Source organism: Halomonas sp. H33-56 (assembly GCF_040147035.1).
Taxonomy (GTDB): Bacteria; Pseudomonadota; Gammaproteobacteria; order Pseudomonadales; family Halomonadaceae; genus Halomonas; species Halomonas litopenaei.
On sequence record NZ_JAMSHP010000001.1, the window covers coordinates 2,108,788 to 2,126,927 of the forward strand.

Annotated in this window: 14 protein-coding genes; 3 read left to right on the forward strand and 11 right to left on the reverse strand. The window is 62.7% G+C overall.

The window, feature by feature from the left end:
* The first annotated feature begins 259 nt into the window (after nt 1–259).
* Nucleotides 260–5,806 carry a retention module-containing protein gene (locus NFH98_RS08960; protein WP_349622573.1) on the forward strand — a complete coding sequence of 1,849 codons (5,547 nt, stop codon included), beginning with the start codon at nt 260–262 and terminating at the stop codon, nt 5,804–5,806.
* Between the two features lie 222 nt (nt 5,807–6,028).
* On the opposite strand, the gene NFH98_RS08965 is transcribed toward NFH98_RS08960, so the two are convergent.
* The 4 genes from NFH98_RS08965 to queC all read right to left on the reverse strand — a co-directional run bounded on the left by NFH98_RS08965 (nt 6,029) and on the right by queC (nt 8,668).
* On the reverse strand, nt 6,029–6,334 hold the full coding sequence (locus NFH98_RS08965) for a YkgJ family cysteine cluster protein (protein WP_124804677.1): 306 nt from the start codon (nt 6,332–6,334) through the stop codon (nt 6,029–6,031).
* Between the two features lie 111 nt (nt 6,335–6,445).
* Nucleotides 6,446–7,291: a 6-carboxytetrahydropterin synthase gene (locus tag NFH98_RS08970; RefSeq protein ID WP_124804678.1), complete on the reverse strand. Its 846-nt coding sequence runs from the start codon at nt 7,289–7,291 to the stop codon at nt 6,446–6,448.
* Complete coding sequence (queE, locus tag NFH98_RS08975) at nt 7,291–7,944, reverse strand: 7-carboxy-7-deazaguanine synthase (RefSeq protein ID WP_124804679.1); 654 nt, start codon at nt 7,942–7,944, stop codon at nt 7,291–7,293. The genes NFH98_RS08970 and queE overlap by 1 nt, the downstream gene beginning before the upstream one ends.
* Nucleotides 7,937–8,668 (reverse strand): 7-cyano-7-deazaguanine synthase QueC, encoded by a 732-nt coding sequence (gene queC, locus NFH98_RS08980; protein ID WP_349622574.1) that lies wholly within the window; start codon nt 8,666–8,668, stop codon nt 7,937–7,939. The genes queE and queC overlap by 8 nt, the downstream gene beginning before the upstream one ends.
* Nucleotides 8,669–8,925: 257 nt before the next feature.
* On the opposite strand from queC, the gene trhP reads away from it, so the two are divergent.
* Both trhP and NFH98_RS08990 read left to right on the forward strand, forming a co-directional pair.
* Complete coding sequence (gene trhP / locus NFH98_RS08985; RefSeq protein ID WP_124804681.1) at nt 8,926–10,242, forward strand: prephenate-dependent tRNA uridine(34) hydroxylase TrhP; 1,317 nt, start codon at nt 8,926–8,928, stop codon at nt 10,240–10,242.
* 98 nt (nt 10,243–10,340) lie between these two features.
* A complete protein-coding gene (locus tag NFH98_RS08990) occupies nt 10,341–10,751 on the forward strand; it encodes an SRPBCC family protein (RefSeq protein ID WP_045990888.1) in 411 nt (136 codons plus the stop codon).
* Between the two features lie 63 nt (nt 10,752–10,814).
* On the opposite strand, the gene NFH98_RS08995 is transcribed toward NFH98_RS08990, so the two are convergent.
* From NFH98_RS08995 to NFH98_RS09025, 7 genes are all read right to left on the reverse strand, one after another.
* Nucleotides 10,815–12,320, reverse strand: coding sequence for a GGDEF domain-containing protein (locus NFH98_RS08995; RefSeq protein ID WP_124804682.1), 1,506 nt, complete (start codon nt 12,318–12,320; stop codon nt 10,815–10,817).
* Between the two features lie 310 nt (nt 12,321–12,630).
* On the reverse strand, nt 12,631–12,867 hold the full coding sequence (locus tag NFH98_RS09000) for a DUF2789 domain-containing protein (protein WP_045994332.1): 237 nt from the start codon (nt 12,865–12,867) through the stop codon (nt 12,631–12,633).
* A 98-nt stretch (nt 12,868–12,965) separates the two neighbouring features.
* A complete protein-coding gene (locus NFH98_RS09005; RefSeq protein WP_124804683.1) occupies nt 12,966–14,012 on the reverse strand; it encodes an asparaginase in 1,047 nt (348 codons plus the stop codon).
* A gap of 43 nt (nt 14,013–14,055) precedes the next feature.
* Nucleotides 14,056–15,285, reverse strand: coding sequence for an MFS transporter (locus NFH98_RS09010; protein WP_045994330.1), 1,230 nt, complete (start codon nt 15,283–15,285; stop codon nt 14,056–14,058).
* A gap of 82 nt (nt 15,286–15,367) precedes the next feature.
* Complete coding sequence (locus NFH98_RS09015; RefSeq protein ID WP_045994329.1) at nt 15,368–15,868, reverse strand: hypothetical protein; 501 nt, start codon at nt 15,866–15,868, stop codon at nt 15,368–15,370.
* A gap of 119 nt (nt 15,869–15,987) precedes the next feature.
* A complete protein-coding gene (locus tag NFH98_RS09020; RefSeq protein ID WP_124804684.1) occupies nt 15,988–17,334 on the reverse strand; it encodes a DEAD/DEAH box helicase in 1,347 nt (448 codons plus the stop codon).
* 218 nt (nt 17,335–17,552) lie between these two features.
* Nucleotides 17,553–18,134 (reverse strand): PqiC family protein, encoded by a 582-nt coding sequence (locus tag NFH98_RS09025; RefSeq protein ID WP_124804685.1) that lies wholly within the window; start codon nt 18,132–18,134, stop codon nt 17,553–17,555.
* Between the last annotated feature and the right edge of the window lie 6 nt (nt 18,135–18,140).

The following is an 18,140-nucleotide window of genomic DNA, read 5'->3' on the forward strand; positions in this document are numbered from 1 at the left end:
GCTGTTCTAGATCGGGCACAACAGAAAGAAATGTCCTACAAAATCTGCAATAACAAGCATATCCGTTTACGGCGGAGAGTAAAAAAATACCGTAACTGCAAAGAAAAAAGGAAAAATCAGGGCGAAACATTTCAAGATCTGATGTCCTATTGTCCATTGGTACACTGTGTAACCTCCTGTTACACGGATAGCATGATTCGTATTAGTTTGTGGTTATATTCTTACTTTTATATACGAATATTGCGAGGTCCATGTGCCTGTGACAAACGTCGTCGTCACTTCTCTGCAAGGTAAGGCCTGGGCTAAACGCCCGGATGGTGAAGTTATCGCTCTGGAAGAAGGAGATAGCCTGAACGCCGGCGATATCATTGTCACTGCCGAGGGTTCGCGTGTGGCTCTTCAGTTCGATGATGGTAGACCCGCGGCCCTCCTCGTAGGAGCCCAACAGGTTTCGTTGCCCGAAGAGCAGGGACAGGGCGATGCAAGCTCCGTCGACTTTTTGGGCCGGGAGGATGTTTCGAAACTGTTGGAATTGATCGCTGAGGGTTCCACCGACATTCTCGAAGCGCTCGAGGAGCCCAGTGCGGGTGGTGGGGAGGGGGCAAGCCATGATGGGTTTGACTTTGTACGTTTGATGAGAATTACCGAAACCTCTGGCTCACAGTCCTATTCCTTCGGTGATCCTTTCATTGTCGAATCGGCTGGGCACGGGGAGGTGGGTGGTATAGCTGATGACATGGATGATAACGATGCCGACTCGGGCGCTCCGTCAATAGAGTTTGAAGACGGTGATGGAGGGGCAACTGCCGGGTTCCACAGTGCCGTGGAGGGCAGTCAGGCGTTTGTGGCCGGCAGTTTTACTGTGTCGGCGCCGGCTGGAGTCGCATCGATCAGTGTTGGTAGGCGAGACATCGCAGGTACTTCTGACGAGAATCCACTGGTACTTGAAGGGGAGCACGGTACGTTAACCATTACCGGTTTTAATCCGGAAAGCGGAGTCGTTACCTACCAGTACACCGAGAATGGACTGGCTGCCAACCACGCGGCTGGTGACGGTAGCGTGGTTGATCGTTTTGACATCGTGGTGACCGATTCTACCGGTGAAACTGTCAGCGAGAGTCTGGACATCAATATCATCGATACCGCCCCGGAGGCCAAGGATGACAGCGCGGCACTGGGTGAAGAGGCGGTGACGGCGATCAGCGGTAATGTGCTCGACAATGACAGCGCCGGCGCCGACAGCATGACCTTTGATGGTTTCACCGGCAACGCCTCCGCCAGCTATGGAAGCTTCATCCACAATGACGACGGTAGCTGGAGCTACCGCGTGGATCCTGACAACGCCGACGTTCAGGCGTTGAAGGACAACCAGACGCTGAAAGAAACCTTCAGCTACACCCTCACCGATGCCGACGGTGATACCAGCAGCGCGACGCTGACGATCACCATCAACGGCAGCGACGACGACGTGCCGACGATCGAGATTCCCGACGGCAACGAGCCGGGCGGCAACGAGCCTGATGGCAACGAGCCGGACGACAGTGATCCGAACGGTCCAGAGGTGGTGGCCGGCGATCACAGCGTGGTGGAAGGTAGCGGAGCCACGGTCACTGGCAGCATGACGGTGGCGGCGGATGCCGGCATCAAGCAGGTGACCCTGACCGACCAGAGTGGCAAGACCGTCGATATCACTGGGGCGAGCACTGGTCCGGGGGCACCCAAGAGCGTTGTGGTGGAAGGCAAGCACGGCAGCGTCACGGTGACCGACTACGACGCGGCCAGCGGCAAGATCACCTACTCCTACACCGAGAATGGCGAGAGGGCAGATCACAGCGATGACGCCACGGTGCTGGACAGCTTTGCGCTGACGGTGACCGACAACGAGGGCGATAGCACGAGCGCCAACCTGGAGATCAACATCCTCGATACCTCGCCAGAGGCGGTCGCCGACACCACCGAGACGGCGGAAGACACGGCGAAAACCTACAACGTGTTGACCAATAATGACGGCACAAGCGACACCCAAGGCGACGATGGCGCAATCCTGACCAAGGCCTCGGTCCGGGGTGGGGAAGGCGTCGGTACGGTGGCCATCGCGTCCAACGGTGAGATCACCTTTACTCCGGCAGGGGCCTTCGAAGGCGACGCCGTGATCGACTACACCATCACCGATGGTGACGGAGACAAGTCGTCTTCGACATTGACGGTGAAGGTGGCGCAAGACTCCACCCCCAGCGTTCCCGGAGATGGCGACAACCCGACTACCCAGAGCCCGAAGGCGACCGTCGACGAAGACGGACTGGCTGGTGGCAACGCCGGAGGTACCGGCGATGTGGCAGGAGAGGCCTCCGTCGTGAAAGGCGAGCTGGGCTACCGCTTTGGCGACGATGGCGCCGCCGATAGCAACGCCTTCCAGTGGAACCTGGCTGGTCTGCCCGACGACCTCAAGACAGCGGACGGTCGTGAGGTGAGCTTTGAGCTCAGCCCTGATGGGCACACGCTCACCGGGACGGTGACCGATAGCAACTCCGAAAAAGAACCGGTGATCACCATCGCCATGGCCGATCAGGCCGAGGGCAAGTACAAGGTGACGTTGCACCAGGCGCTTGAGCATGCGGCGGGCGATGACGAGAACGACCTGACGTTTGACATCGGCTACACCGTGACCGATGCCGATGGCAGCGAGGTCCAGGGCACGCTGTCGGTGCTGATTGACGATGATACGCCTGTTGTCTGGGAGGCGGAGCAAGCGCAGTTAAAATCTGGCCAGACGGGTGAGGTTCGCTTCGAGGCGGGTGCCGATGACATTGGTAAAGTGACATTCAGCGACGTAATGAACGGTACCGAGGTCACGAGTGTCAATGGCGGGACGCTGCTCACGTCGAACGGCGAGGTTCTGACTTACCAATTGAGTGGCGACGGCAAGACGTTGGAGGCGAAGACCGCGAGTGGCGGCGTGGCCTTCAAGGCGAGCCTGTCGGCGGATGGCTCTACCTACGAGGTAGAGGTCATCGATGAGGGGATCAGGGCATTTGATGATGCCAGCAAGGAAATCAGTGAAGGCAGCAAGCACGTTGTGCGTGAGTTTGGCACCGATGGGTCCGGCTCGGGCCATCGTTTCATCGCCTTTGAGGGTGCCGATGGAGCAGCCGATGTCGTGGCGTCCGCCTGGACCTATAAAGGCCCCTGGGCGTCCTGGTTGCGAACTGATGGGGATACACAACTAGCCGCGGGTCACGACAATCTGACGGGACTCGACGAAGCTGTACGCCTCGATTTCGTTGATAACCTGCGTTTTTCTGACACCGCACCAAGCTGGGATAACCATCGAGGCATTACGCACTTCCGTCAGTTTATCAATGCGGAAAACGGGACGTTGACGGATGTCGGGATCAAAGCGATTGCCTCGGCTCCAGATGGTACCGATACCAGTGGCCATCCGGTTGCCGTCAGCGGCCACGTGCTGGAACTTGCGAAAAGTGATGTTCGCTTGGTGAATGGTGCCGGCAAGGATATCACCTCGTTGGTGACGATTGAGGAAAACGCCGATGGCACCCTCAATGTGAGAAACATTCCCGCCGATGCCCAGCTGATGCTTACAACCGGCGAGGCCTTTGAAGCGATCGAGTTTCGTGGCTTGGACGGCACAAGGCCATTTTCGGTCGGCGACTTCGCCTATTCCGAGGCGGAGAAAGATCCGGCGCTGTCCTTGTCACTGGCCGGAACGGATGGTGACGGCGACACTGTCGATGGCACCCTGACCCTGGCACTGCCGGATGATGACCAGCTACTCGTCGGAGGCGGTGGCGATGACAGCATCACCGGTGGGAGTGGTGATGATGTGGTTCTCGGTGATGCTGGCGGGAAGCATGCCGTGCTTGAACCTGCCAAGGACTATAACCTTTCCTTTATCGTGGATGTTTCGCCAAGCATGGGCGCCGTGTTGGAAAACGGCAATTCACGCTTCAAGGTGGCGATCGAGGCGATACGTGCCAAGCTTACCGAGCTGGCCGATTTCGAGGGGACAATCCATGTCCAGATCGTGGCGTTCGGCGGGAAGTATTCGCCTTCGATCGCATTCAATGATTTCTCACCTGAAGATCTGGGTGACGTCAATGACTTTCTGGATAGTAGAGCGATTATTTCTGGAACCAATTTCGAGCAAGCCTTTGTTACCGCTACTGAGTGGATGACGGATGTTAGTCGGAGCGGTTTCAATAACGTTGCCTACTTCATGACGGATGGTCAGCCTAATTCTCACAATGACAACGGTCAAGTTGGTGTCAGTGATGCGGGGAATATTACCACCTATAAGGATGTTACCAATGCGCTTGAAGGATACAAACCGCTGGCCGCCATCAGTCGGGTGGAAGCGATCGGGATAGGTGATGATGTAGGTCGCGATTTTCTGAAGATTTTCGACAACACGGCAGATGGTGAGTTGGAGATGGTGCCGATTCCTCTGGAATCCGGGGCTTCGGTAGGCAGTACCGAAATGCTTGCCACTTTTGACACGGGGGACACGGGAAGACTCGCTTCCATCGATAATTGGGCGGTGGAGACAACCAATGGCCACATAGCCATTGATAGAACCCCGGTCGGCACCTATCTGCGCGTTCGAGACAGTGGTGCTGGCGATGGCAGTACTGTCGCCACCAGCGATGCTATCGTCCTGGATGAGCCTGCTGGTACCAACCAGTTCTATACCTTGTCATTTGACTACGTGACCGACACCCCAAACGACTTCGAAAAGGAAGGGAATCCAAGCGACAGATTCTCTTGGTCGCTGGAAATGCAAAATGAGGAAGGCGACTGGGATGTTGTTGCCACCTCGCTGCCAATATCGCCGTCGGGCAGTATCAATAGTAGCTCGACTCAGTTTATGGAAAATGGGTTGAAAGGAGGAACATACAGGCTGCAGTTCGAAGTAGAAAACGCTGCTGGGAACTTCTTCTCACTGCTTATTCATGACATTTCACTCGATCTTTACAGCTATACGGACGACCAGCTTGTACCGGCCGGTGAGGTGGCCATCGTCAATTCTGCCGAGGAGTTTGCAACGGCGCTGGAGGGGGGGGCGTCCTTCGATCAGCCAGCGGACCTTGGCGGTGACACCCTGGACGGTGGCGCGGGTGATGACGTGCTGTTCGGTGATCAGATCGATCCTGCGGGTGTCGGTGGTGAGGCGGGTAGTGGCTATGCTGGGCTCGTCGATTACTTGACCACTCAGAACAGCGGGACAGAGCCGACCCAGAAAGAGATATTGGCCTTTATCAAGGACAACTATGAAGCCCTGTCGGGTGACAGCCGTAACGACGGTGGTCAGGATCGCATCGATGGTGGAAAAGGCAACGATCAGCTCTTCGCGGGCAGCGGGGACGACGTGCTGATTGGCGGTGCTGGCGATGATCTTCTGCTTGGTGGGCTCGGTTCCGACACCTTCCAGTGGAGTCTGGGTGATGTCGGTAGTACGACGGACCCCGCCCACGATACGGTCAGTGATTTCCACGTCAAGGATGCGGCTCTGAGCATGGACCCAGAGGCCGATAAGCTGGCATTGGGGGATCTGCTCAACGACTTTGACTCCACGAGTACTGATCCCGATCAGTCGGCGCTGGACAGCTTTATCTTTGCCCAGGAGGAGAACGGAGACACCGTGCTCTACATCAAGAGCGATGGCGGGCTCGACGTCCAGCACAGCAACGCCGACCAGAAGATTACCCTGGACGGTGTCAGCATGGAGGGTCAGTCGTCGGAGGTCTTCCTGACGATGCTGCGCAATAACGGGCAGCTCGACGTGGAATAGTTTAGTGCCGTCACCACCTGGGTTGGGGTTTATACAGCCCGGAGTGTCATAAAGAGTGCCGGGCCACCTTTGGGTGGCGCGGCCTTTTCTTGTTGGTGGATCACTGATGAGGAGGCAGTGGAGAGGGCGTCAGTAGGGAGCGCGGAAATGAGGGTTGCCTGAACATAGACAACCGGTGCAGAAGACGCTGAGCGACGGCTACTCGGCGCAAGTAAGCCCGACTCAGGTCAGGCGTTCGAGTTCGTCAATATTGGCCAGCGCCTGGTCTCGATGGCTGCCACAGATATCGGCATCGTAGTCGAAGCGCTCGCACACCGCCGGACGCTCGGGTCGGCCGAACAGGCGGCACAGGTTGTCGTCGTCGAGCTGCACGCAGCGGATGCCGGCGGGCTTGCCCGCCGGCATGCCGGGAATCGGGGAGCTGATCGACGGCGCAATGCAGCAGGCGCCGCAGCCGGGGCGGCAGCCCTGTTCGCCGGTCGCTGTGCGGGTCTCTTGCGGCGAGGAGGAGGTGATCAGTTCGCTCATGACGTTGGTTGGCTCATGGCATTCTTCAAATGCGCTTGGTTGTCTCGGTGGTCGGTCTCTCTTGCGGATCTCGAGATGCTATCGAGAAGTTATCGAGAAGTTATCGAGACGTTATCGAGATCGTTCGCCGGGGCTTCTTGCCGTGGCGCCCTTGTCGACGCCTTCATAGGCGCGCACCGCGGTGTCCTCTCCGGTGTCTCGGGCGACGGTCGCCGCCAGCCACTGGGCGATGCGTTCCACCGTGGTGGCGCCGGGCAGGACATGACAGCGCTCGCGGGGCAGGCGCAGGTGAAACAGGCCCTGGGGCGAGCGGTAGCCGCACTGCAGCATGTCGCCCTGGTGCTGTTCCAGGTCGTGTTCGTCCACCAGGTAGGTATCGTCGAGCCAGCGGGCGTAGCGGCGCTCGAGCTCCGGCTGTCGCACGCCGCGCTGAACGATTTCCAGCCGCGAGCGGTGGCCGTGGGCGATACGCTGGCAGTTGCCGGCGTGGCGGCGAAGGCCGTGGCTGTATGTGTAGGCGGCGCCATCGATGGACTCATCGGCGAGGCTGAGTTCGATGCTGGATACCCGCTCGGGCGGTTGGCGCATCAACTGGCGTGACAGGTGCTCGGCCATGGCCTCGGGGGTGATTCTGCGCCAGGGTAGCAGGGTAAAGGCCTGGCGGGGCCCGCGCACCTCCATCGCGTATGGCGTCGTGGTGCGTACGCAGATACCTTCGCGACATTCGCTGACGCTGACGCCAGGGGCTTCGGTAGGCACCAGCAGGGTGTGATCGGCGCCGCCGTCGAGACGTGCTTTGATCCAGGGTTTGACCTCGCCGAAGTCGAACAGCATGCCGTCTTCACCGAGCTCTCCATCGAGTTCGACGTCGACCAGCCAGCTTGCGCCGATCAGTCCACGATCGGGACACCAAAGCGACACGTCGAGATGTGTCAGTCGTCGTACAAAGAGTGCCATCAGTCGATTCCCGCGATCTTGTGGGTCTGCAGCGACAGCCGCCAGCGTGGATGCGCCATGCAGTGCTCTACCGTGGCACAGAGTGGCTCCTTGCGAGCGTCGCTGGCCATCAGCCCGGAGGTGTCCATCGGCTGCAGCAGAAAATGGTCGAAGTCGAGCCCCTCGAAACGTTCCGGCGGGGCGTCGGTCTGGGGATGGACGAGCTTCAGCTCGTCACCGCGGGTCTGCACCAGCGGCGCATTGCCCTTGGGGCTGACACATAGCCAGTCGATACCGTCCGGCGCGGCCAGAGTACCGTTGGTCTCCACGCCAATCTCGAAGCCGGCAGCGTGCACCGCGTCGATCAAGGCGGCATCCAGCTGCAGCAGGGGCTCGCCACCGGTGAACACGACGTAGGGCGTGACACCCTCGTGGGGGTGTGGCCACAAGCGGGTGATGTGCTCGGCCAGGGCGTCGGCGGTGGCAAAGCGTCCGCCGTTCTGACCATCGGTGCCGACGAAGTCGGTGTCGCAGAAGCGACACTGGGCGCTGGCGCGGTCCTGCTCGCGACCCGACCAGAGATTGCAGCCGGCAAAGCGACAGAAGACGCTGGCGCGGCCGGCCTGTACGCCTTCTCCCTGAAGGGTATAGAAGGCTTCCTTGACGCTATACATCCTGGTGCGCTCCGCTCTGGTCTGCCTGTGCAATCGCCGACTCCTGCCGGGTATTGGCGGCGTAGGCCAACGGATCTTCGACACCCTGGTCGGCGAAGGCGGCGAGCCGCTCCAGACAGCTGCCGCAGCGGCCACAGGCCAGGCGCCGGCCCTCGTAACAGGTCCAGGTGTCGCGGTAGTTCAGTCCCATGGACAGTCCGTCGGCCAGAATCTCGCTCTTGCTGGACCGTAGATAGGGTGCGTGGATCTCTACCGGCGAGAAATTGGCGATGGCGGCCACCGCATTCATCTGCTCGACAAACTCGGGACGACAATCCGGATAGAGCACGTGGTCACCGCCGTGGGCGCCGTAGTCGACGCGACTGGCGCCGATATTCACCGCCTTGGCGATGGCCAGCGACAGCAGCACCATGTTGCGATTGGGGACCACGGTGGCGGCGAGGTTGTCTTCGGCGTAGTCACCGCCAGGGATCTTGCGATTGGCGTCGGTCAGCGCAGAGTTGTCGATCAGGCCATGAATGGCGGTGATGTCGACGACCTGATGAGGGATCTTCAACTCCTGACAGACATGGCGGGCCACCTCGAGTTCGCGGGCGTGGCGCTGGCCATAGTCGAATGACAGGGCGTGAACTTCGAGGCCTTCGTGCAAGGCGCGATGAAGTACGGTGAAAGAGTCCATGCCACCGGAGTAGATCACCACGGTGGAGCGGGAAGTCGTGCTCATGAAGGGGGTCTCGATTCGGAGAATTTGGGGTGGCGACAAGAATCGCCAGCGGCCGGGGTCCGGTCCGGCGCGACAAGGGTAACGAAAGCCGGACGGCAACACCAGTGCGGCGTTGATGCCGGCGACTTGCTCCTTGTCAACGTCCGTTGCTCGCGGTTGTGGCAGGCTGCGCGGTTTACTGCTGTCTGCCCGGTTTAATCCCGAACCATGCCCGGCACAAGCCCGGACCAAGCCCGGCCCACGAGAGAGACGCCTGGATGAATGCCCCTGAACTACTGTCACCGGCCGGCACCTACCGGCATATGCGCTTCGCCTTCGCCTATGGCGCCGATGCGGTCTATGCCGGTCAGCCGCGCTACTCACTGCGTGTACGCAACAATGACTTCGGCCTCGACAACCTGACCCGAGGCATCGCTGAGGCCCAGGCGCGTGGCAAGCGCTTCTACGTGGCTTCCAATATCGCTCCGCACAATGCCAAGCTCAGGACCTACCTGAAGGACATGGCACCGATCGTCGAGGCGGGGCCGGATGCGCTGATCATGTCCGACCCTGGCTTGATCATGATGGTGCGTGAGCGTTGGCCTGACCAGGTGATCCATCTGTCGGTGCAGGCCAACGTGGTCAATCACGCGGCGGCTCGCTTCTGGCAGTCCCAGGGGATCTCCCGGGTGATCCTGTCGCGAGAGCTGTCGCTTGAGGAAATCGCCGAGATCCGTGCCGAGTGCCCGACCCTGGAGATCGAGACGTTCGTTCACGGTGCCCTGTGCATCGCCTATTCCGGGCGCTGTCTGCTGTCGGGCTACTTCAACCGGCGCGACCCCAACCAGGGCACCTGTACCAACGCCTGTCGCTGGAACTACCGGACCCACCCGGCCGGCACTGACGCCTGTGGCGACCTGATCCCGGCGCAGGACGTGGCACAGGGCCGGGAGGAGCGCTCGGCGCTGATCGAGGACCCACAGCGGCCTGGCGAACTGATGCCGGTGTTCGAGGACGAGCACGGTAGCTACATCATGAATTCCAAGGATCTGCGCGCCGTTCAGCACGTGGCGAGGCTCACCGAGATGGGGGTCAGTTCGCTGAAGATAGAAGGGCGAACCAAGTCGCCCTACTATGTAGCACGTACCGCCCAGGTCTATCGTCGTGCCATCGATGACGCCGTGGCCGGGCGCCCCTTCGACATCGGGCTGATGGATGAGCTCGAAAACCTGGCCAACCGGGGGTATACCGAAGGCTTCTACCGACGCCACGTCCACGACGAGTACCAGAATTACGAGCGTGGGCACTCGGTGGGCGTTCACCAGCAGTTCGTCGGCCAGATCCTGGGACAAGCGCCATCAGGTTGGCTGGATATCGAGGTCAAGAACCGCTTCGAGGTCGGCGATCGCCTCGAGCTGATGCTGCCCTCCGGCAACCGTCGTTTCACCCTTGAGGCGATGGAGGCGGGCAACGGCAGCGCGCTGAAGGTGGCGCCCGGGGACGGTCACCGGGTAAGGGTCAAGCTGCCGGGGGAGTCGCCGTCGCCCGACGAGTTCGAGTTCGCTCTGTTGCTGCGGGACCTGCCGTCAGCCTGATGATAGGCACGTCTTTACAAGGGCCTGGGGAACCGGGATGCTAGGCTCCGTAGCAGCCTTACCTTGGAGCATCCCTCAGGCAAGGAGTCGGTCTGGCCATGCCCACCATCGAACACAGCGCCACGCTTCCCGCGCCTCCCGAGCGCGTCTTCGCCCTGCTCGAAAAGGTCGAGGATTTCGCCGACTATTCGGATCTGATCACCGAGATCGAGCCGCTCGGGGACGATCGCTATCGCTGGCATGTCCACGCGGTCGGCATGGACTGGACCTTCGAGGTGCAGGTGACCGAGAAGTCGCCACCCAGCCGACTGGCCTGGGAGTCGATCGACGGTGTGCGCAATCAGGGCCGCTATGAACTCGAAGCGGTCGATGAAGGTACCGCGGTCAGCCTGATCGTCGACTACCAGATCCGCAATCGGCTGGTCGCCAAGGCGGTCAATCGCGCGGCTCGCCCGCTGGTCGCCAAGGTCAGCGCCCAGATCCTGGAGCGGGTCGAGGCGCGTCTCTAGCGAGTGCCTTGGCGTCTACTGCCGCGGCGTCTGGCAGAGATCTTGTTCTGATCAAGTGCTGCTTCAGGGTGTTTCCCCGGCGCGCTCCTGCAGTTGTTGAGCTTGACTGATGCGGGCACGGCCGGCCTGCTTGGCCTGGTACATCTGCAGGTCCGCCTTTTCCACCAGCGACGCTGCGTCGATGCTGTCCATGCCGGGCTGCCATTGGGCGATGCCGATGGAGGCGCTGACGTAAAGGGGGCGCTGGTCGACCTGGGCCATCGGCTGCTCGGCAAGCCACTGCTGTAGCCGCTGCGCGACCCGCAAAGCTCCTGGCTCCGGCGTGTTCCGCAGGGCGATGACGAACTCCTCTCCGCCGTAGCGGGCCGCCAGGTCCGACTCACGGATGGCGTCACGCAGGGTAGCGGCGACATTGACCAGCACGATGTCGCCGAGTCGGTGGCCGTAGCGGTCGTTGAGCGGCTTGAAGTGATCCAGATCGAGAAATAGCACCGACAGAGGCTTGTCTCGCGCATGGGCGTCCTCGAGCATCTCCTCGAGGCGCCGTTCCAGCGCGGCGCGATTGGCGAGACCGGTGAGGGCATCGGTGCTGGCGCGCACATCCAGCGCCTCATTGTCGCGTTGGAGCGAAATCAGCTGGTCCTCACGATGGTGCAACCGCTCGGCCAGGCTCATGGTCAGCCCATGCAGGCGCTGCTTGCCGGCGACCAGCAGGCGTTCGATATCCTCATCTGCCGACAGCGAGGTGGCGAGAAAATCCGGCAAGGTCTCAAGGCGACTCGCGAGTTCATCGACAAGACGTGCCTGGGCATTGCCGTCCATGTTCATGCGTTGCTGAAAACGATGAAGCACGGCGGGGATGGCGTCGCTGTTGTCGTCCAGACAGCATCCGGCCAGTTCGTCGGCGAGCTCCAGGCAAAGGCCGTCGAGCCATTCGTGGTGACGCTGGCCTTCCGGCTCGAGAGGGCGCTGAAGGAACAGGTTGGTGGGCAGCTGCCAGCGCCGTGCCAGCCAGCTCGACGCCTGGTCGCGGTCGCAGCCAAGATGCCGGTGTTCCAGAGCCAGGCGCTGTTCGCGGGTGGCGGCCTGGGCGGTCAGCTCGAAGTAGTTCGGGTCCAATGCGTACAGCAGCAGTACCCCGACCTCGCGTAGCAGGGCGCGCGTCGACAATTCGCCCGGATGGCGGGGATTTACCACCTTGGCGATGGCCGGAATCAAGTGCGCGGCTGCGAGGGTGCGTCGCCAATAGTCGGCCAGGGGGCCGCGGGTCGCGTCGCGCACCAGGGTGAAACCCAAAAGCGCGGTGAGGGTGCCATCGATACCGAGGCGTGTCACCGCGTGCTCGCAGCAGATGACGGGATCGCAACCGCGGCGATAGTAGGGGCTGTTGGCCAGCCGCAGCAGCTGCAGGCACAGGGCCGGGTCACGGGACAGCAGGGTCGCGAAGTCGGTCAGCGGCGCGTCGTGATTGCTCGCCAGTACCAGCAGCTCGGACACCACGGCAGGCAGAGAGGGAAGACGCGTGGCGGGCTCGAGCCGCGCTTCGATATCAGGGGGAAGACAGGTCACGTCGAAAAGGCCATCGATTGTCGTTGTGCGATTGGTGTCAGGGCCGATCCATCGGCCTGATAGTGGCGCGAGCCGCCGACATCAGCGGCTCGCGCAGCTTGTAAAGGACTTGTCCGAAGAGTCGACGAGCGCAGCTACTTTTCAGACGAGCCCCAGGCTTTATACGAAAAGTTGACGAGCGATGGTTAGACAAGGCAAAAATCGGTGAGAAAGCGCAGTTTACGAGGTGTAAATGAGCATCTTGACCCGATTTTTAACGCCGTATTTCCGAGCGCAGGCACTTTTCGCACAAGCACTTTTCGCACAAGCCCTAGGGTTTGCGCAGTGAAGCGTCCAGATGATCGACCACCTCGGCCCAGTCGGCATCGGCCTCGATGGCTTCGCGCAGAAATTCCGACTGTCCCTCGTTCCAGCAGGCCGCATCGGGCAGTTCGACCCCCTCCGGAATCGGCGAGTTGCGATCGATGAATCGTTTGATGGCTTCCGGCTCGGATGCCAGGCCCAGCTGTTCAAACAACTCGCTGAAGGGGTGATCCGGGTGTTCCATGAGCAACTCCTTGTCATGACGGGGACTCCCTAACCTTACTCCATCATCGCCCCTTGAGTGTCAATAGAGCATAAAATTGCTCCGTGACCTGTGTGATGTCAACCTCGTTCTCCGACCAGCGGAGTTCGAAACAGCCGACGTCTCTGTTCCTGCGAGAGGGGCAGCGACAGCAGATGCACCAGTTTGGTATAGGCCGACTCAGGGGTCATGTCGTCGCCGGATACCACCTCGGCGTCGGCCAGCATCTTGCCGGCAGCGTAGTGTCCGATGTCGATGGTGCCGTGTGGGCATTGGCTGATCGCGACCAGTAGCTTGCCCTGGCCACTGGCCTCTGCCAGCACGGCGCCAAGCTCGGGGTCGTCAGGTACATTGCCGCCGCCCCACACCTCGATCAGGGCGCCCTTGACGCGGTCATCACCCAGCCAGGCCGCCAGCTGCCAGGGTTGAATGCCCGGCCACAGGACCACCCGCACCACCTGCTCTCCCAGGCCATGATAGTCGCCGAGCTCGTAGCGGGGTGCGCCGCGCTGCGTAGCCTCGAGGCTGTGCTCGCGATGCAGCCGGAAGTCGTTGCCGTGGCGCTTCCCCAGCAGGTCAAGGTTGGGGCTTTCGAAGGCATCCGGCTCGCGAGTGTGCCACTTGCGAGCCCGGCTGCCCCGCAGCAGCTTGTCGCCAAAGCTCACCGCCACTTCCTGCAATTCAGGCATGGCGGCGTAGCGCAGCGCGCTCTCGAGATTGTACAGGGCGTCACTGTGCTGCTGGGCCAGCGGCGCCATGGAGCCGGTCACCACCACCGGGCGATCGATGCCCTGAAGCTGGTAGGCCAGGCTCGAGGCGGTCCAGGCCAGGGTGTCGGTGCCGTGCAGCACGACCACGCCGCGATGGCGATTGGCCTGCTCGGCGACAAGCGCGGCCAGCCGGGCCCAGTCCTCGGGACGGGCGCCGCTGGAGTCGATGGGTTGGTCGACCTCGATCCAGGTAAAGGGTGGCAGAGCGGTCCTGCGATCGTCGGGTAGTGTGGCCAGGGCGTCGCGCACCCGGGCTTCCATGTCGGGGCCGGGGGCGAGGCCTGAGGGGGTGTCGATCATGCCGATGGTGCCGCCGGCGTAGATCACCAGCACCGGGTCCAGGGGTGAGTGGGTCATGGGTGGGCTTCCTGCACAAGGAGTGAAGACACGAGTGACAGTATCAGCGTGAGCCTCGGCGAGGCGCGCAGCGGGTGATGACGTTATCGTCGGCGTCGAAGCAGAGCTGACGCTGACGACCGGCGAACCAGGCGAAGCTGGCGGCGGCGGCGGCGATCCCCATCAACAGCCAGGCGATGGCGGTGATCGGTGCCTGCAGGTCAAGCATGATACCGACGCTCAAGGGGCCCAGGGCGGCCAGGGCATAGCCGCCACCCTGGGCCAGTCCGGACAGGCGGCCTGCCAGACGCGAATCGGCGCTGCGCAGCACGATCAGGGTCAGCGCCAGGGAGAAGTTGCCGCCCTGGCCGAGCCCCAGCAGTAGTGCGCCGAGGTAGCGCAGGGAGGTGTCGGCCATCAGCAGGATCCACAGGCCACTGGCGGTGCTGGCAAGGACCAGCAGCAGCGCCGGGCGCTGATCGCGACCGAAGCGGGCCAGCCAGGGTGCCAGTAGCGCAGAAATCAGCTGGACCATCACCGACATGCCCATCAACAGGCCGGCCTCGGCCTCGCCGATGCCGCGCTGCATCAACAGCGTCGGCAGCCAGCCGAAGACGATGTAGGCCAGCGACGATTGGGTGCCCATCAATAGCGCCACCTGCCAGGCCAGGGGCTGGCGTAGCAGGCCACGGGTCATGCCGGTGCCGGGGTCACCCGCCATCCGCGGGGTAGCGGCGGTGCGCGGCATGTAAAGCTCCCAGGCGATCAGCGCTGCCATGGCCAGCAGCGACCAGGCCGCCAGACTGCGTGTCCAGCCACCCAGCAGGTCGCTCAGGGGAATCGCCAGGCCGGCGCCCAGGGCGCCACCCAGACACAGGGCCATGGTGTAGACCCCGGTCATCAGGTCGGCGCCCCGGGGCAGCTCGCGCTTGACCAGCGCCGGTAGCAGGGCCCCCGATACACCGATACCGGCACCCACCAGCAGGGTGCCGGCGTAGAGCGCGAGGGGACTTCCCTGCCAGCGCAGCAGCAGACCGCTGGTGATGACCACCAGACCCAGCGACAAGGCGCGTTCCGGGCCGTACTGGCGCGACAGGCGGGGCGCCAGCGGAGCGAACAGACCCAGGCACAGCACCGGCAGGGTGGTCAGGGCACCGATGGCGCTGGGGGACAGGCCGGTATCCTGCTGCACACGGGCGAGCAGCGGGGCAAGCGAAGAGAGTGCCGGTCTCAGGTTGAGGCCGACCAGTACCATCAGCACCAGAAAGCGCCAGGGCAGGGACGTGACCTTCATCGGGGGCTCCAGCGGGTGGACCACCGCAGCGGGGAAGGCGCGCCGCCGGAGGCGCAGGCCCCGCGGACGGCGGCCTGTACGGTTATTTCAGGAAGCGACGCAGATCGCCACGCACCTGATCATTGAAGGTCAGGAACTGGCTGTGGCGATCGCCGTCGACGCCATCGATGCGCACGGCGGTGGCCATGCCCTTGTCGACCAGTAGCTGGTCGTAGATCTCCAGGGTGATCTTTTCGACCGGGGTGTCGCCGGGGGCGCACTGGCCATTCTCCAGGCGGAAGGTCTCGAGCAGGCTGGCGCGTACGCGAGTGGCACCGCCTTCGGCCAGCACGCGACGCACGAACATCCAGCCTTCGCAGGTCAGTGCCACGCCGTCATGGTCGCGCAGGTAGAGGGTGCGATAGCAGGCCCCCTGCTCGGCGCCTTTCTCTGCCATGCTGCGGTAGGCCTCGGTCATGCGAGCGGCACTGACCCGCGCCTCGTCGATCTTGGTCTGGGCGCCGCGATGCTCGTTGTCGAGTTGCGCCTGCTTCTGGAAGGCCCGGAAGCGGCGATATTCCTTGATCAGTTCTGGAGATGCCATATCGCTGTCCTGCTGAGATGGAAGGGGGCGGCAAGCCGCCCCCCGGATTGCTCTTGTCCAGCCGCTCGGGGCTCTGCCTGCACCGACGCTCAGGGCTATGCCTGAGCCGATGCTCGAGCTTATGCCTGTCCCTGGCGGTTGCCCTGGCCGGAGCGCCTGCGCCTGCGACGTGCAGGCTGCTCGCCATTGCCGTTGCGGGCATTGCCGCCGCCACCGCCACCGTCACCACGTCGTCCGTTGCCGCGCTGGGAGCTATTGTTGCCACCCTGGCTGCGGCGCTGACCACCACCGCGCTTGTTGCGGCCGTTCTCGATGGGCTCCGGCTTGGCGTTGGGGTCGGGCTCGAAGCCCGGTTCGATGCGCTTCTCGAGGTCACGCTTGATCATGCGCTCGATGTTCTTCAGCAAGCCATGTTCATCGACGCACACCAGCGAGATGGCCTGGCCTTCGTTGCCGGCACGGCCGGTACGACCGATGCGGTGGACGTAGTCCTCGGCGACGTTGGGCAGCTCGAAGTTGACCACGTGGGGCAGTTCGTCGATGTCGAGACCACGGGCGGCGATGTCGGTGGCCACCAGAACCTGCAGCTCGCCGGCCTTGAACGCCGCCAGGGCGCGGGTACGGGCTGACTGGCTCTTGTTGCCGTGGATCGCCATGGCAGAGATGTCGCGCTTGTCGAGGTGCTCGGCCAGGCGGTTGGCGCCGTGCTTGGTGCGAGTGAACACCAGCACCTGGAACCAGCGTTGGCTAGTGATCAGGTGTGACAGCAGCTCGCGCTTGCGTTCCCGGTCCACTCGGTAGACGGCCTGGTCGACGGTCTCGGCGGTGGTATTGCGGCGTGCGACCTCGATCATCTCCGGGCGGTCGAGCAGCTTGTCGGCCAGCGCCTGGATCTCGCTGGAGAAGGTCGCCGAGAACAGCAGGTTCTGACGCTTCTCGGGCAACAGCTTCAGCACACGGCGGATGTCGTGGATAAAGCCCATGTCGAGCATGCGGTCGGCTTCGTCGAGCACCAGGATCTCGACGCTCGACAGATCCACGTGGCCCTGCTGGTGCAGGTCGAGCAGGCGGCCAGGCGTTGCCACCAACACATCGAGACCGGGCCGCAGGGCGTCGATCTGGGGCTGTTGTCCGACGCCACCGAAGATCACGTGGTGACGCAGTGACAGGTGCTGACCGTAGTCGCGCACGCTCTCGCCGACCTGGGCGGCGAGTTCACGGGTGGGCGTGAGCACCAGGGCACGGACCTGGCGCTTGGAGGGGCGAGGGCCATCGGCCAGGCGCTGCAGCATCGGCAGGGTAAAGCCCGCTGTCTTGCCGGTGCCGGTCTGGGCACTGGCCAGCAGGTCACCACCCTTGAGTACCGCGGGGATGGCCTGACGCTGAATCGGAGTCGGGGTGTCATAGCCTTGCGCCGTGACGGCGCGAAGCAATTCGGCACGCAGGCCGAGATCGGAAAAACTCATGCAAACTCCAGCACGCACGCACTCGCTGGACGCCACCGTTCTGATGGCGTCGGTCCCGGACAAGGCGTGGGGAAAAATTCGGTGACCGCTCTAGCGGGGGACCCCCGTCACCGTTGCGGGCATGATGCCAGATTTGCCGGCCCGGCGCATCGGCGGGGGTGAAAAGAAGTCGGGCCGGCAGAACCTTGATGAGGGGCGCGGAGGCGTTGTCGAGACGCTCAGGGAGCGACACGGACCCGGGCGGCGATATCATCGGCCACCTGATCCCAGGTGCGCCCCAGCGCCCGTACCAGTGCCGAATAGCCGTCGCTGTCCAGCGACTCGGTGGCCTCGAAGCTGTCGCTGTCCACCACCTGGCGCTGGCTGTCACGCAACAGCCACTGGCCCGAGGCCACGGCGTAGCCGTCATAGTGGCCCTGGAAGCGGTCGACGCTCAATTCCAGCGTCAGGGCGTTGCCGCTGTCGCCGGACAGGAGCACCCGGCGTCCAGGCAGTCTGGCCTCCAGGCGGTCGCGTAGGCCGCGTTCGAGTTGCTGTGCCAGCGGTGCCGCCCATTGGTGGGACTTGGCCTCGTTCAGCGAGATGTCGTCGAGTTGAAGGACGATGCCTTCGGCCTCGAGGTAGTTGGCGAGCCTGGGTGTGGACACCAGCAACGGCGTTTCGTCGGCGCTGGGGACCCGGGCATCGCTGCTGCCTGCATCCGAGGGCAGCACATAGTGGTTCATGGGGGCGGTGCCGCTGGCGCAGCCGCCCAGCCACAGCGCCAGCAGGGGAACACACAGGCGATGTATCGGCCTCATGGAGAA